The 14,417-nt window shown below is 45.3% G+C and carries 15 protein-coding genes; 13 read left to right on the top strand and 2 right to left on the bottom strand.

What is annotated here, in order from left to right; translation table 11 throughout:
- The first annotated feature begins 29 nt into the window (after positions 1-29).
- The 4 genes from BMW94_RS19235 to BMW94_RS19220 all read left to right on the top strand — a co-directional run bounded on the left by BMW94_RS19235 (position 30) and on the right by BMW94_RS19220 (position 3,598).
- A complete protein-coding gene (locus BMW94_RS19235) occupies positions 30-1,184 on the top strand; it encodes an NAD(P)/FAD-dependent oxidoreductase (RefSeq protein WP_254790295.1) in 1,155 nt (384 codons plus the stop codon).
- A gap of 192 nt (positions 1,185-1,376) precedes the next feature.
- Positions 1,377-2,561, top strand: a complete 1,185-nt coding sequence (locus tag BMW94_RS19230; RefSeq protein WP_091000572.1) for an aminotransferase-like domain-containing protein — start codon at positions 1,377-1,379, stop codon at positions 2,559-2,561.
- A gap of 15 nt (positions 2,562-2,576) precedes the next feature.
- Entirely contained in the window at positions 2,577-2,885 is a 309-nt protein-coding gene (locus BMW94_RS19225) for a hypothetical protein (protein ID WP_091000571.1), read from the top strand.
- A gap of 212 nt (positions 2,886-3,097) precedes the next feature.
- The gene (locus BMW94_RS19220) at positions 3,098-3,598 is read left to right on the top strand and encodes a GNAT family N-acetyltransferase (RefSeq protein WP_091000570.1); all 501 of its coding nucleotides are present in this window, start codon (positions 3,098-3,100) and stop codon (positions 3,596-3,598) included.
- 110 nt (positions 3,599-3,708) lie between these two features.
- On the opposite strand, the gene BMW94_RS19215 is transcribed toward BMW94_RS19220, so the two are convergent.
- Positions 3,709-4,983 carry a stalk domain-containing protein gene (locus BMW94_RS19215; protein ID WP_091000569.1) on the bottom strand — a complete coding sequence of 425 codons (1,275 nt, stop codon included), beginning with the start codon at positions 4,981-4,983 and terminating at the stop codon, positions 3,709-3,711.
- 233 nt (positions 4,984-5,216) lie between these two features.
- Positions 5,217-5,357 (bottom strand): hypothetical protein, encoded by a 141-nt coding sequence (locus BMW94_RS30590; RefSeq protein WP_175480765.1) that lies wholly within the window; start codon positions 5,355-5,357, stop codon positions 5,217-5,219.
- Positions 5,358-5,656: 299 nt separating this feature from the next.
- Between BMW94_RS30590 and BMW94_RS19205 the strand changes: the two genes are divergently transcribed.
- From BMW94_RS19205 to BMW94_RS19165, 9 genes are all read left to right on the top strand, one after another.
- Positions 5,657-6,892, top strand: coding sequence for an aminopeptidase (locus BMW94_RS19205; RefSeq protein WP_091000567.1), 1,236 nt, complete (start codon positions 5,657-5,659; stop codon positions 6,890-6,892).
- Between the two features lie 50 nt (positions 6,893-6,942).
- Entirely contained in the window at positions 6,943-7,617 is a 675-nt protein-coding gene (locus tag BMW94_RS19200) for a TetR/AcrR family transcriptional regulator (RefSeq protein WP_091000566.1), read from the top strand.
- Between the two features lie 182 nt (positions 7,618-7,799).
- Positions 7,800-8,576: an ABC transporter ATP-binding protein gene (locus BMW94_RS19195; RefSeq protein WP_063565091.1), complete on the top strand. Its 777-nt coding sequence runs from the start codon at positions 7,800-7,802 to the stop codon at positions 8,574-8,576.
- Between the two features lie 54 nt (positions 8,577-8,630).
- A complete protein-coding gene (locus BMW94_RS19190) occupies positions 8,631-9,641 on the top strand; it encodes an aliphatic sulfonate ABC transporter substrate-binding protein (RefSeq protein ID WP_091000565.1) in 1,011 nt (336 codons plus the stop codon).
- 42 nt (positions 9,642-9,683) lie between these two features.
- A complete protein-coding gene (locus BMW94_RS19185) occupies positions 9,684-10,529 on the top strand; it encodes an ABC transporter permease (RefSeq protein ID WP_091000690.1) in 846 nt (281 codons plus the stop codon).
- Positions 10,526-11,338 (top strand): ABC transporter permease, encoded by an 813-nt coding sequence (locus tag BMW94_RS19180; protein ID WP_091000564.1) that lies wholly within the window; start codon positions 10,526-10,528, stop codon positions 11,336-11,338. The genes BMW94_RS19185 and BMW94_RS19180 overlap by 4 nt, the downstream gene beginning before the upstream one ends.
- 32 nt (positions 11,339-11,370) lie before the next feature.
- The gene (locus tag BMW94_RS19175) at positions 11,371-12,732 is read left to right on the top strand and encodes an LLM class flavin-dependent oxidoreductase (protein WP_091000563.1); all 1,362 of its coding nucleotides are present in this window, start codon (positions 11,371-11,373) and stop codon (positions 12,730-12,732) included.
- 238 nt (positions 12,733-12,970) lie between these two features.
- Positions 12,971-13,495, top strand: coding sequence for a sigma-70 family RNA polymerase sigma factor (locus BMW94_RS19170; RefSeq protein WP_091000562.1), 525 nt, complete (start codon positions 12,971-12,973; stop codon positions 13,493-13,495).
- Positions 13,492-14,343, top strand: a complete 852-nt coding sequence (locus tag BMW94_RS19165) for an SPOR domain-containing protein (RefSeq protein ID WP_091000561.1) — start codon at positions 13,492-13,494, stop codon at positions 14,341-14,343. The genes BMW94_RS19170 and BMW94_RS19165 overlap by 4 nt, the downstream gene beginning before the upstream one ends.
- Positions 14,344-14,417 lie beyond the last annotated feature (74 nt).

The following is a 14,417-nucleotide window of genomic DNA, read 5'->3' as shown; positions in this document are numbered from 1 at the left end:
AATGGACAAAGAAAGGCAGGTGTTCTTCCGTGTCTACACCAATGGATGCCATAGTCATCGGAGCGGGAATTGCCGGCAGTACCTGTGCGTTGCAGCTTGCCAGGCAAGGGCATCGGACATTGCTGCTGGATCGGCAGGAGTTTCCACGTCACAAAACATGTGGTGAATTCATGTCGCCAGAGACAACGGAAATGCTGGATTATCTGGGTATCGACCTTTGTGAACAAGAGATAAAGCCGAGTGCCCTGAATCATGCCAAGATCATTATGCCTCAGGGCGGGGAGATCGAGGCGCCTTTGCCGGGATTAGCCTATGGCATTAGCCGATATGAGCTGGATCGGATTTTGCACGAGCAGGCCACAGCCGCAGGCGTTGAGATCGTTACGAAGGCAACGATAACCAACATTCAGCAGTTAGATGATTATAGCTACGAAGTCGAAGCCAAACAAGGAAATGACCGAATTCAGTATAGAGCAAAAACCGTTATTGGAGCCCATGGCTCGAAGAAGCCACGCGGGATGACCTCGCCAGCCGAGCTGCGGGATAAAACAGCATATGTGGGTGTCAAATCACACTATCGGGGGATCGCCATTCCGCCACGGGTAGAGCTGTATTTTTGCAAGGGAGGATATGTCGGCATTTCTCCGATTGAGGAGGGTATCGCAAATGTAGCTGCATTGCTGACCCTTGATACGGTGCGGGGAAGCGGCAAGTCTGTAGAGGATATTTTGCAGGCTGCATCCCTAACCAACGAAAGATTGGCAGCGAGGCTTGCCGAGGGAAGCCCAGTTCCAGGAACACAGGTCTCGATTGCACCACTCCATCTATCCAATGTTCCTGAACCGTGGTCCCAATATCCTCATATTGGAGATGCCATGCTGATGATCCCTCCCTTGTGTGGTGACGGGATGTCCATTGCGCTTCGTTCCTCACTGCTGTGTGCTGAATGGACTGACAGGTATCTTCAAGGGAAGATTAGCTTCACGCAGTGGCAGCACGGGTATTCGAAGGAAGCCAATCTCGAATTCTCCCGACTGCTCCGTAGGGCACGGAGAATTCAGAAGCTGGCTTTTGCCAAAACGAATAAATTCTATCCTCGTTTGGCCCGGATGGTCCCTGGTCTGGCGACTTATCTGGTTAAGGCAACACGGTTATCAGAAATCAATCTTGTCCATCGATCATAGATGGCAGCAAAGTGACATCCATAAAGTAAAATCCATATGAACTTGGGGCGGCTTATGTCAGCCTCTTTTTTTGTTGTTCTCAGCCAATTTTAACGAGACCGTTTAGAAATCTGCCAAATACTCGTATAATAGAATCTAATTGTAGTTATACAGACAAGAGTCAGACTTGAATTCGGGAGGCATTATTTTAAGATGAACTATTCATTTTCCAACCGGATTGCTGCATTGCAGCCATCCATCATTCGTGAGATCCTTAAGGCTTCTTCGGGTCAAAATGTAATTCCGTTCTCTGCGGGGAATCCCGCTCCGGAAACATTCCCTATTGAGGCGATTCGCACATTCACCCAATCAATTCTGGAACAGGACCCGGTAACAGCACTGCAATACGGAATTACCGAAGGCTATGCCCCGCTGCGTGATACATTGACTACACATCTGAAGACAGGCTTTGACACGGGCAAAGCATCGGATGAACTGTTCATTGTATCTGGAGCACAGCAAGGAATTGAACTTGCTTGTAAAGTATTCTGTAATGAAGGCGATACGATTATCTGTGAGAGCCCGAGCTTTATCGGCTCACTGAACTCTTTCCGGGCTTCAGGCGCAAACCTGGTCGGCGTTCCGATGGAGACGGACGGTATGGATATCGGGAAGCTGGAGCATGCCCTGCAAACTGAGCAGAATGTAAAGATGATCTATGTGATTCCGAGCTTCCAAAACCCTACAGGTTTTACCACCAGCCTGGAGAAGCGCAAGGCCATTTATGATCTTGCCAAGAAGTATGGAGTTATGATTCTGGAAGATAACCCATACGGAGAACTTCGTTTTCGTGGAGAAGATGTAGCGACAATTAAATCGATGGATGATGAAGGTCTGGTTATTTACGTAGGCTCCTTCTCCAAGATTCTGTCCGCTGGCTTGCGTGTTGGTTATGTTCTGGCACCTTCCGAGGTTGTTCAGAAGATGGTTGTTGCCAAACAGGGAGAGGATGTACATACAGCCATGCTGCCGCAGATTCTGGCATACAAGTTCATGACTGAGTATAACTATGCAGAGCATATCAGCAGTATCCGTGCGATTTATCGCAGGAAGTCTGCCTTGATGATGGACAAGCTGCAGGAGCATATGGGTGAATCCATTACCTTTACCCAACCGGATGGAGGGCTGTTCCTCTGGTGTGATCTGCCGGCTCATATCCCGATGCTGGATTATGCCAAAACAGCCGCTGCGGAAGGCGTAGCTGTTGTTCCAGGAACAGCTTTTCTCGTCGATGAGAACGAACCCTGCAATGCGATCAGACTTAATTTCTCAACACCGTCCGATGAGCAAATTGTGAAGGGTATCGAAATTCTGGGACAGGTTCTGCACAAATTTTAATTGGAGGCACATTTCATGAATCAACGTTTTCGGATCACTCGATCCATGCAAGAAAATAACGAGGAGCAATCCATCTCCTTGGAAGAATGTAAAACGTATTTTGCATCCAAACCGGACTTTACGTACTCACCTGTTCTTACCGTCCAGGGACCGGAGAGCGTCATGTCCATCGACGGGGATTTCTTCATGTGGACGTATGAGAACCTGCAGATTCCATTTCGTTTGTATATGGGAGATCTGTATGTTGCCATTGTCAATGAAGCTGTCGTTCCGCAAATGATTGAAGTTGCAACGGATTTGCGAGCCGATGTGGTTGAAGGGTAAGCAGGGCTTGGAATGAAGTGCTTCCGTCCAATTGTAACCATATAAGTGTCGGGAAAGTCGCCAATCTGGCGACTTTTTTGCTCTGAACCTATTCATCAGTTTGCTTATTGAAATATTCAATCAATGGGGAATTGACGCTAAGGACCTGTTCGTGATAATTTATATAAATCACAAAATCCAATAAATCCAATGAGGGAAAGGGGTTTTACGCAATGTCGTCGATTGTACTTGCTGCTGCCGAAGATATAAGAAGCGAGGATTCGGAACTTTTAATTAAAGAGCTAAGCGAAGAACTGGGATTGTTATATGGCGGCGATGGGACGGCGGGATTTCAGCCATCCGATGTGGAAACACCGCGAGCAGCCTTTATTGTCGCGCGTTTGGATGGATATCCGGTAGGCTGCGGAGCCATCAGACCCCTTGATGATACATCTGTGGAGGTCAAGCGTATGTATACACGTTCGGATTTCCGTCGTAAGGGTGTGGCCCAGGCCATTCTGGCCGAAGCAGAACGTCTTGCGCTCGAATTCGGCTACACCAATCTGAAGCTGCAGACTGGCCCCAAGCAGCCTGAGGCGGCGGCCCTTTATGAAAGAGTTGGGTACTATCGGATACCGATTTTTCACGGGGATTGGGATCGAGTGCTTGCTTATCAGAAAGATCTGCCACTCAGTGCAACCCACAGAAACGAACACTCCTCATTGAACGCATAGATATCATCCTTGTATAACAAACGAACCGAAATCTCTTGTCCGCATCCAGAGATTTCGGTTCGTTTTTTGGTGTGTGAAAAGTTAATGGAGTCAAGAATATTGAAATTCCTTTACTCTTTTACAACAGAAGCATTAACAGCATCTTCCATCTGATTATTGTAAGTACGGAATAAGCCAAGGCGCCAGAAGGCAGCTCCTTTGAGATCATACCGCTTGGCAAGACCCAGTTTATCATCTATGGAGGATGAGGTTTCACTATTTAAGCTAATACCGAGCAAAAGCTTTTGTTTGGAAACGCCAGCATCTAGTGCAAGCTGGATGGCCTGATCCACAAGACTGTTCGGCTCAGGAACCTGCGCTTTGGTGCCGACCGGATTATATTGGTAAGCCATAATGATGATGTCATCTGCCAACGAAGCGAGCGTTTTGTAATCATAGCCTTTATATGCACTATTTAATGGAGGTACAGCCAAAGATAAAGCGATGTCTTTAGGCAAGGAATCCTTCAATTGTTTGACATAATTGTTCAGCAGCTTCTGCTGCTCTACTGCGTCCAGCTTAAAACCCAGTCCTTCAAAATCAAGAACAACCCCTCCGAAACCATTCTCAGCTATGGCAGCAGTTATGCCCTCAATGGACTTCTGGCGCATGCTGCTGTCACTCAACACCTTGGTCAGTTCCCCGTTTCCATCCAAAGAATAAACCATAAGATACGGTTTAATACTCTGTTTCGCTGCATCAGCAACGATGGATTTAGGTGTAACATCCCCGGCAGCAGCAGGAATTTGATACTCATCACCCTGAAGCGTAAATTGACCTTCACGATCGATGCGACTCCAGCCAAAAGCGACCGAGTTCATGGATGGTACCAAATCGATTTCCTTATAGGATTGCAGCGCATAGAAGGCTCTCAAATGCATTTCACGTTGAGGTGAAACAAGAGAGACGGTACGAGTTGACTGGTTCCAGCCTACATTAACACCGAACTGACTACTGAACGAACTGAGTGGAATAAGCACACGACCTTCCCGCTGAACGGGTGGCGCTGCGAGCTTAACTTTTTCTCCATTGACGGTTGCTGTGGTGCTTCCCACTTGAAGCAGGACTTCTGTCGCTTGACCTTTTACCTTTCCAATTGCTTTCACGGTTTGCGCCTTACTGTTCCAAGTAATGCTAATTCCCAGGGCTTCGCCAACCGTCCGGAACGGGACATAGGTAACACCTTTATCAATCAGAGGGGCTGCATCGAATTTCAGAGGAACATCATCCAGCAAGACCGAAATGGCGGGTGCGGCATAGGCATCATTAAGGTTTGGTGTGGTTCCGAGCAAGGATATGGCAAGAATAGTGGCAGCAGCAGTCTTTCCTATTCGTGTATGTAACATGTTTTTTGCATTCCTCCAACTCATCAAATATAGTAGAATTGCATCTCATCTGAATCGTAATCTAGCATAAATTAGTATAGCAAAATTTTCATATAGTTCCAATTAAAAGATATGATGGGTTAAAATAAAATGCGCAAAGAAACGGAAATTCGTACAATTTCGGTTTCTTTGCGCATAATCGCATTTTCATTTTTGTATTTTTAAAGGGAATGAAATCAGAGGCAGTTGAATGCTCATTTTACAGCTGTGGTATTACCCATTTTATTCATATCGGCAGCCAGATTCGCTGCTTCTTCCTCCGCTTTGAGGATCGAGAAATAACCAAGTATATCCCCGATCACGTTTAACGTTAGTCCGATTTTAGCTAATTCCAAGGAAGTTAGCTCCTCGTTCATCAGGTTATTTCTTTTGCCTTTGGCCACGACGTCACCCCGAGAATCAATTTTATTTCAACATATGTTAATCATGCTCTGTATACTTATGTATACGCCTAATTGTTGGATGAAATGGGCGGAGTAATAGTTGTCCCTTCGGACAGAAACTTCTGATTTTCTATTTGGTTCGAAGGATTTATATTGGCAGGGTAGTAAATCATAGGCTGGAATATTAACGAATGATATTATGAAGAGTAATAATTAAACCAGCGATATTAATTTTAGTCAGGAGGAGGAGAATGCTATTGGACTTCCGTGAACAATTAGAGCGTTACGCAGCACTCGTGGTCAACGTGGGTGTTCATGTTCAGAGGGGACAAACGCTTGTCATAACCGCGCCAATATCGGCTGCTCCGTTTGTTCGACTTGTTGTGAAACATGCTTATGAGGCCGGCGCTCATGATGTCTATATCGAGTGGAACGACGATGAGATTACGCGTTTAAAATATGAACTTGCTCCTGATTCGGTGTTCCACGAATACCCGGTGTTCCGTGCAGCCGGTTGGGAGACTTTTGCCGAAAATAATGCTGCTTTCCTGACGATCACGGCACCCAATCCCGATCTTCTGCATGGAATAGATCCACAGCGGATCATGAATTTGAATACAGCCAAAGGTAAGGCATTAGCCAAATTTCGCAGCTACGGCATGTCCAACAAGGTCAGTTGGTCTATAGTTACGGTTCCATCAACGGCTTGGGCTGCCAAGGTGTTTCCTCATGTTGTCGAGGAGCATTTGATTGATACGATGTGGGAAGCTATCTTTAACGTTACGCGGATTAATTCGGCTGATCCCGTTGAGGCATGGAAGACACATCTTGAGCTGCTTAGAAACAAGACGGATCAGCTTAATCGTAAAAAGTATCGAGCACTGCGATATCGTGGACCTGGTACGGATCTGCGGATCGAACTGTCGCCTAAACATATCTGGGTAAGTGATGCAGATAACATTAATGAAAAGGGTGTTTCATTTTTGGCAAACATTCCTTCAGAAGAAGTATGGACTGTTCCGTTAAAGCAAGGGGTGAACGGCACGGTTCGCAGTACTAAGCCGCTAAGTTATGAAGGATATCTCATCGATGATTTCTCCTTGACGTTTGAAAACGGGAAAATTATTAATATTCAAGCAACGCAAGGGCTTGAGGTGCTAAAAAGATTAATTAGCATCGACGAAGGTGCGGCCTATCTGGGCGAGATTGCGCTGGTGCCCCATCATTCTCCTATTTCGGAATCAGGGCTCGTTTTTTATAACTCTCTTTTTGACGAAAATGCATCCAACCATCTCGCGATCGGTAATGCTTATCCATTCTGTCTTGAGGGAGGGAACGAAATGACTGAAGCGGAAAAGGCGGCAAACGGTGTCAACTCAAGCCTTATTCATGTCGATTTTATGATTGGATCGGCTAATATGGACATTGACGGAGAACTTGCAAATGGTGGCTTGGAACCTGTGTTTCGTAACGGTAACTGGGCGTAGAATTAATAATCATAGATCAACAATTGGTAATCAAACGGAGGAGGATTCAAATGTCACCCAGAAACATTCTGAAGGACCAACAAATGAGAAAGGAACGCATTGAGCATATCTTAAATTCAGCCTTACAAACCATGGCGAAACGTGGGATTGATTCAACCAATATTAAAGATATTGCCAAGGAAGCAAAACTTAGCGTAGGCAATATCTATACCTACTTTACTTCGAAGGACGAAATTTTCAGTGAGGTTCTGCGTCGAGGACAAACGATGTATGGGAGGACTATTGCACAAATAGCAGACATGGATATAGATCCTCGTGAAAAACTATTCGAGATTAGCAAAGGGTGGTTATCAAACGAGAGTAACTGGGCCTTCACCATCATGCTCCAAAGTATACGAACAAATCATGCCGTCAGCACTGAAATAAAACAAGCTGCAACCCAGAGATTTACGGACAATCTGGAACCTTTGGCCGAAATTTTTCGCCAAGGACAGGAGGCGGGCGGCATCATACAAGGCGATACTCGACAACTTGCATTTTATTTTGTAAGTCTGATTCAAGGTCTGACCTTGCAGCTCGCTCCCGGTTATGAAATACAAGTAGATATTGACCCCCGAAAAATTGTTCGACTTTTTATGGAACCAGAAACAGTGGTATCAACCGCTGGTCTATTTGAAGGAAATAACGATTTAAGTTACATAAATAAAAAAATGTTTGACAGGTAAGAAATGGTATTGGTAATATATCGTATAACAAAACGAACCGAAATTCACTTTGTTGATTTGCAATCGTAGAGATTTACACTGCCCCGCTTTATTTGCAGTGGAAAGGGGTAAATCTCTTTTTTTTGCCTCAAAACCAAGTAAACATGTAAGTATTATTTATTAAATGTGAAAGGGTGGCTTTAATGTCTGGGGATATGCTTATGATCAGTGACCTGAACAAAACGTTTGTCGCCCCTGTAGGCGAAATCATTGCGTTAAACAACATTCAGCTCAAAGTTCGAAAAGGTGAATTAGTAACTATCATTGGTCCGAGCGGATGTGGAAAAAGCACTTTGCTTAAAATTGTGGCTGGCTTAGATACACAGTATACGGGAACCGTGTTGCTCAACGGCAAACCGATTGCAGGCCCCAGCATAGAGAAAGGATTCATTTTTCAGGAGCCCCGGCTATTTCCATGGTTAACGGTGGAGAAAAACATTGCTGCCAATCTCTCTCTTAGAGATCCTGTTGTCCGCCGAAAGGTGGAGGAACTAATTGAACTGGTCCGTTTAAAAGGGTTTGAAAAATCATATCCTCGTGAATTGTCAGGAGGTATGGCACAGCGCGTCGCCATTGCCAGAGCTTTGCTGCGTAACCCGGATGTATTGTTGCTGGATGAGCCTTTTGGAGCGCTCGACGCATTTACTCGGTCTCATTTGCAGGAAGTACTGCTTGATATTTGGCAACGCAATGGAACTACAATGTTGTTTGTAACCCACGATCTCGATGAAGCCGTCTTCCTAGGGGAACGAGTCGTCATTATGAATCCGCGTCCAGGTCATATTCGGAGTATTCTCTCGATTGATTTACCTTTTCCTCGAAAAAGATCAAGCAGTGCATTTCAGGAGATGCGGAGACTGGTATTAAATGAGTTCGAAAAAGTGGATGAGCCTTTATATGATGTAGGCGGCGGTATATAGCATTGTCCAAAGGATAAGAAGAATGTACAGCATATTAAAGGGAGAGTGGTTTATATGAAAAAATCTCATCTAGTTCTTGTTATGGTGCTCGCGTTGTCTTTATTGACTATGGCTTGTGCAACCAAAAGTTCAAATGAAAACGCAAGTGGTTCAGGCAAGAGCCAAAATGTAACCGTCAAAAATGGGATTCAGGGAAGTGGGGGCTTATTCGGTAAAGCACGTGAAGAAAAATGGTTTGAACAAGAATTTGAAAAAACAGGGGCCAAAGTGGAGTGGATTGAGTTTCAGAGCGGACCGCCCATGACAGAGGCTATTGCTTCCAATAAGCTGGATATCGCCAGCCTGGGGAACATGCCAATTATCGCAGCACAAGCAGCGAATATTCCTTTCAAAATCGTATCGCAAGTTCTAGACGGAAAAAATAACGTTGCAATTATTGTACCTGCCGGTAGTACCGCCCAGTCACTTAGTGACCTGAAAGGCAAAAAGATTGCCGTGACAAAAGGAAGCAATGCATATAACTTTTTATACCGTGGTTTGGAGAAGTCCGTTCTGACAGATAAAGATTTTGAAATCATTCAGCTACAGCCCGACGAGACACAGTCTGCGTTTGAAACCGGCAGTGTGGATGCCTGGGCGACATGGGACCCTTACATTACACTTAATACCTTAACGGGAAAAGGAAAAGTGTTGTCTGACGGCGAGCAGCTTGGCGTATTGTCTCCTTCGTTTACGATCGCGGGATCTGATTTTGCAGAGGAGCATCCAGAGCTTGTGACTCTGTACTTGAAGGTAGTTAATAAAGCATTGAAGTGGGAAAGCGAGCATGAAACCGAAGCGATCGACAGATATGCAGCTGAACGTAATGTTCCTGCCAGTGTTATTAGTGGGACATTCGAACGTTCCCGGATGATTAACACGCCAGTTAATGATGATATCGTAGGTGAAATGCAGCAAACAGCGGATTTCCAATATAAAGTGAAGAACATTCGAAATCAGGTTGTGATCAAAACCATAACGGACAATCAATATATCGACGCAGCTCTCAAGGATCCACTGAAATAAACATAATGACCCCAATAGAAGAGAGGCGTTCACGTCATGCAAATGCGTGCGGAAAAGGCGGTTATCCCGCCTTTAATTCAAAAGAAGAATTCCGTTAAGAGGCGAAAACTTTACTTAAGAGCTAGCAATATGGTACTAGGGCTTATCGTTCCGGTGTCTTTGTTAATTGTGTGGGAAGTAGCCGGGGCTATGGGATATTTGAACCCGGTTCTGCTTCCAACGCCAAGCAGCATATGGAAAGAGCTTGTCAGCATGACGGAGACGGGTGAACTTGTGAGGCATTTGGGCATATCGACGTGGAGAGCTCTGCTTGGTTTTCTGATTGGAGGCGGTCTTGGTCTAACTATGGGCTTGTGGGTCGGATTTTCTTACAAGACAGAGCGACTGTTGGACCCTTCTTTTCAAATGCTGCGGACGCTGCCGCACTTGGCCATTGCCCCCTTGTTCATTTTGTGGTTCGGTTTCGGTGAAACTTCAAAATTGCTGCTGATAGCTAAAGGCTCTTTTTTTCCACTGTATGTTAATACTTTTTTGGGTATCCGATCCGTTGACAGCAAGCTATTTGATGTAGGAAAGGTGCTGCAATTCAGCAAATGGCAGATGATCACGAAGTTAATTCTTCCAGCATCTCTGCCGAATATCTTTCTGGGGATACGTTTATCCGTCAGTGTCGCCTGGCTGGGTCTGGTCGTTGCCGAATTGATGGGTTCTAGTGCAGGCTTGGGATATCTGATCAATGATGCTAGATCGTTCTCACTCACCACTGTAGTGTTTGTGGGAATCATTGTTTTTGCTGTCGTCGGCAAACTGTCAGATTCCATCATTAAGCTTCTGGAGGCGAGAGCGCTACGGTGGCAAGACGGTTTTAAAGGAGAAGAAGCAAAATGAGCAAGCTGGAGATTGGTAAACAAACCGAAAGAGCAGGAGATTGGCTGAGCAGAATTCCGGGTCGTCTTCACGGGTGGATTATTCCGTTGGCTATTCTCCTCATCTGGGAATTGGCTTCTGCCCTTCAGCTGGTTTCAGCGACCATGCTACCTGCTCCTTCCAAGATTGCAGAGCAGTTCATCCGTCTAATCTTGAACGGCGAGTTGCTGGAACATCTCGGGATCAGCTCCTATCGAGCGTGCTTGGGTTTTCTGCTTGGAACAGCTACCGGGCTCATGCTTGGTCTATCTACAGGGCTTGGGAAATTGGCGGAGCGCACACTTGACCCCTCATTACAGATGCTGCGGATGATCCCGCTTCTTTCCCTCATTCCATTATTCATTTTATGGTTTGGTGTAGGAGAGTTTTCAAAAATTCTAATGATCTCGCTAGGCGCGTTTTTTCCTGTTTATGTGAATACATTTCTCGGTATACGAAACGTTGATATGAAGCTGATTGAAGTCTCCCGGATATACCAGTATTCAAGATGGGAGCTCCTTGGCAAGCTCATTATCCCTGCGGCACTTCCTAATATTCTGCTAGGAGTGAGACTGTCTTTGGGCGCGGCGTGGCTAGTCCTTGTTGTGGCTGAAATGATGGGAACCAGTGCAGGCGTCGGTTACATGATACAGGATGCTCGTGCTTACTCACAAACGGATATTGTATTTGTCGGTATTGTAGTCTTTGCGGTTGTAGGCAAGCTCTCGGATTCGGCTGTGCGACTGCTTGAAGACAGCTGGCTAAGCTGGCGAGATACGTTCAAGGGGTAATCCGATAATTGAAACAAGAAGGGAAGATATATATGGGGACGAGACAAGAGCAGCTTCATCTAGGAGCATTCATTTATTATACAGGTCATCATCACTATGGCTGGCGCCGTTCGGATTCAGGTGCTGAACAGATTTTCGATTATAAATTTTACCGTTCCATCGCACAGACGGCTGAACGAGGCAAGTTTGATATGATGTTTCTGGCTGATCTTCTCTATGTAATGGGTGCTGATCAATCGGCTGCAGGGATGCTGGACCCGCTAACGCTCCTGTCGGCATTGGCTACCGATACAGAAAAGCTGGGTTTGACCGCCACGGTGTCGACTACCTATAACGAGCCGTATAACGTAGCTCGAAAATTTGCCACATTGGACCATATCAGTGAAGGACGCGCAGGATGGAACATCGTGACCTCCCAATTGGATGTGGAAGCAAATAACTATGGACGAACAGAGCATCCTGAGCATGGGCTTCGATATAAAATGGCGCGGGAATTTGTCGAAGTAGCCACGCTGCTCTGGGATAGTTGGGAAGATCACTCCTTAATTGTGGATCGGCAGGCTGGACTATTTGCGGACCCATCTAAATTAAAGGAAGTTTCATATAAAGGGCAGTGGTATTCCACCCAAGGTACGATCAATGTACCTCGTTCGCCGCAAGGATACCCTGTACTCATCCAAGCTGGATCATCCGAACCGGGACAGGATTTTGCTGCCAACTACGGTGAAGTGATTTTCACGGCCCAACAATCTCTGAATGCTGCGAAAGAGTTCTACAATAACGTCAAATCCAAACTCGCTCTATATGGACGCGAACAAGGCAGCATGAAAATAATGCCTGGTTTATCACCGATTTTGGGTAAGACGGAGCAGGAAGCTCAGCGGAAATATCAAGAACTGCAGGAGTTAATCCCTCCGGCGGCTGCAGTTGGTATGTTATCCGGTATGCTTAAGTTTGACCTTTCGGAGTATCCTGTTGAAGGCCAGTTGCCTGATATTCCAGATCCCGTAGAAGCTTCCAATGGCATGAAAAGCCGGGTACAGCTGATTATGGACATGGCTCGAAAAGATAAGTTATCCATTCTTGAGCTGGGTCGGAGGCTGATCGGGGCAAGAGGGCACATGCAGTTTGTGGGGACCTATGAACAACTGGCTGATTTGATGCAACAATGGTTTGAAGAATATGGTTGCGACGGATTTAACATCATGCCACCTGTTCTGCCGGGAGATTTGAATGAATTTGTGGATCATGTGGTGCCGATTCTTCAAGTACGTGGACTCTTCCGCACGGATTATACGGGCAGCACGCTTCGTGATCATCTTGGGCTGGATCGCCCGGGTATAAGTCATTTTCAAAAAGAGAAGACGTTAGATAAGACCTCCATAACAATATGAAAACACCTGTTTCAGTCTGATTTTCAATTGCTGGTCTCCCTAATGAAGAAAGAGAAAAGAAGTCGCCTATTGGCGGCTTTTTTTCGTTTGGGACGATATAAGTTCTTGTTCCCAAATAAAAAAAAATTCAATTCTTTAAAACTATTTTAGACTCTCAGCTGTCTAACATGCGAAACAACATACAAAGTAAGCTTTATTAAAAATGCGGCAATAATCAAAATATACAGTCGCAACGGGGGTGGACAAACTGAGTAATGAAAGTACAGCACTAACTGAACAGCAGTTCAGTGATCGTCTGGAGGCATGTAAAGAAAAGCTTTATCGCTTTGCGTTCTCTTATGTGAAAAATGAACAGGAAGCCTTGGAAATTATATCTGAGGCATCTTATAAAGGTTTTCTATCTTATGAAAAAGTGAAAAGTCCTGATTATTTTGAAACCTGGATGACCCGGATCGTCATCAACTGTTCTCTGGATCACATCAGACGAAAGAAGAAATACACGTATATGGAAGACAGTACATTACCGTTTGCAGCCGAGGAGAGTCCCATGGGGCTTGAAGAGCAATGGGATTTATACGAAGCACTTGATCATCTGCATCCCGAAGATCGAGCATTTATCGTTTTGAAATTTTTCCAGGATCAGCGATTCAAGGATATGGCGGAGGTACTGTCCCTGCCGGAAAGCACGGTGAAGACCAGGTTCTATAAGATCTTAAACAAACTCAAAAAACATCTGACCAAGGAAGAGGTTGATTTGACATGACAGGAAAAGAACGATATGAACAGATCAATATCCCATCCGGCCTTTCCGGAGTTATTCAGCAAGCCCGGCAGCGCGCACGAAACCAAAAGCGAAGAAAAATGATGATCTGGCGCAGTTCCTCCCTGGTTGCTGCCTGTGCTGCGGTGATGATAACAGCTAACGTTCCAGGTGTAGCCAAGGCATTATCCGATGTACCTGTTATAGGTTCTGTCGTCAAAATTTTGCAAGTTGGTGGTGGCGGGGAGCGCACAGATGGGGTTTCGGTTACAACGACCAAAGAATCGGATACACTAAACATTCATTTTCAGGTCGATGGTGAACAGATCACCTCTGCTCCATCGTATACTGTGGATCACAAAGAAGGGCCGAATCGTCTGATCTTCACCTTCAATGGGGTACGTCATCTGGATTATGACAAGTTGGAGAAGGATATTAAAGCACTTAAGAATGTAAAAGATGTCTATCAAAATATCATTTTGGATGATTCCGCGATTGGCTTTGTGGTTGAACTTAAAGATGATGTGGATTATTCCGTGTCAGAGTATCAGCAGCCTGGATATATTCAGTTGAAGCTTTTTTCAGACGGGAAGACAACGCAATCGCATGAACTTTTCTTTGTCCGTAGCGAAGACATGGAGCAGGGTGAAGCATTGGCTATGTTGGCTGAACAGTATTCTGCCGATGGCAGCAGCGTAGTGCAGACCCAAAATGGGAAATTCACCGTCGTTATGGGTGCCTTTGAGAATCGTGCAGATGCAGAGAAACACCTGAAAGAATTTACTGACAGGGAAGACTACAGTGAACCACTGCATGTCGACAGCTGGATGAGTAATGAAAATCCGCAATAATGAAAGAAGCCTTACAAGCAGTTTCGGTTTTATGGATTCATTTAAATATGCAGTAGATCATTATTTTGCTGAGC

This window comes from Paenibacillus sp. OK003 (assembly GCF_900109515.1).
GTDB classification, from domain to species: Bacteria; Bacillota; Bacilli; order Paenibacillales; family Paenibacillaceae; genus Paenibacillus; species Paenibacillus marchantiae.
This window is presented reverse-complemented; position numbering and strand designations above follow the sequence as displayed.

Coding starts and splice junctions, on each gene's coding strand:
- BMW94_RS19230 (WP_091000572.1), top strand. CDS start 1,377: ATGAACTATTCATTTTCCAACCGGATTGCTGCATTGCAGCCATCCATC.
- BMW94_RS19225 (WP_091000571.1), top strand. CDS start 2,577: ATGAATCAACGTTTTCGGATCACTCGATCCATGCAAGAAAATAACGAG.
- BMW94_RS19220 (WP_091000570.1), top strand. CDS start 3,098: ATGTCGTCGATTGTACTTGCTGCTGCCGAAGATATAAGAAGCGAGGAT.
- BMW94_RS19215 (WP_091000569.1), bottom strand. CDS start 4,983: ATGTTACATACACGAATAGGAAAGACTGCTGCTGCCACTATTCTTGCC.
- BMW94_RS19205 (WP_091000567.1), top strand. CDS start 5,657: ATGCTATTGGACTTCCGTGAACAATTAGAGCGTTACGCAGCACTCGTG.
- BMW94_RS19200 (WP_091000566.1), top strand. CDS start 6,943: ATGTCACCCAGAAACATTCTGAAGGACCAACAAATGAGAAAGGAACGC.
- BMW94_RS19195 (WP_063565091.1), top strand. CDS start 7,800: ATGTCTGGGGATATGCTTATGATCAGTGACCTGAACAAAACGTTTGTC.
- BMW94_RS19190 (WP_091000565.1), top strand. CDS start 8,631: ATGAAAAAATCTCATCTAGTTCTTGTTATGGTGCTCGCGTTGTCTTTA.
- BMW94_RS19185 (WP_091000690.1), top strand. CDS start 9,684: ATGCGTGCGGAAAAGGCGGTTATCCCGCCTTTAATTCAAAAGAAGAAT.
- BMW94_RS19180 (WP_091000564.1), top strand. CDS start 10,526: ATGAGCAAGCTGGAGATTGGTAAACAAACCGAAAGAGCAGGAGATTGG.
- BMW94_RS19175 (WP_091000563.1), top strand. CDS start 11,371: ATGGGGACGAGACAAGAGCAGCTTCATCTAGGAGCATTCATTTATTAT.
- BMW94_RS19165 (WP_091000561.1), top strand. CDS start 13,492: ATGACAGGAAAAGAACGATATGAACAGATCAATATCCCATCCGGCCTT.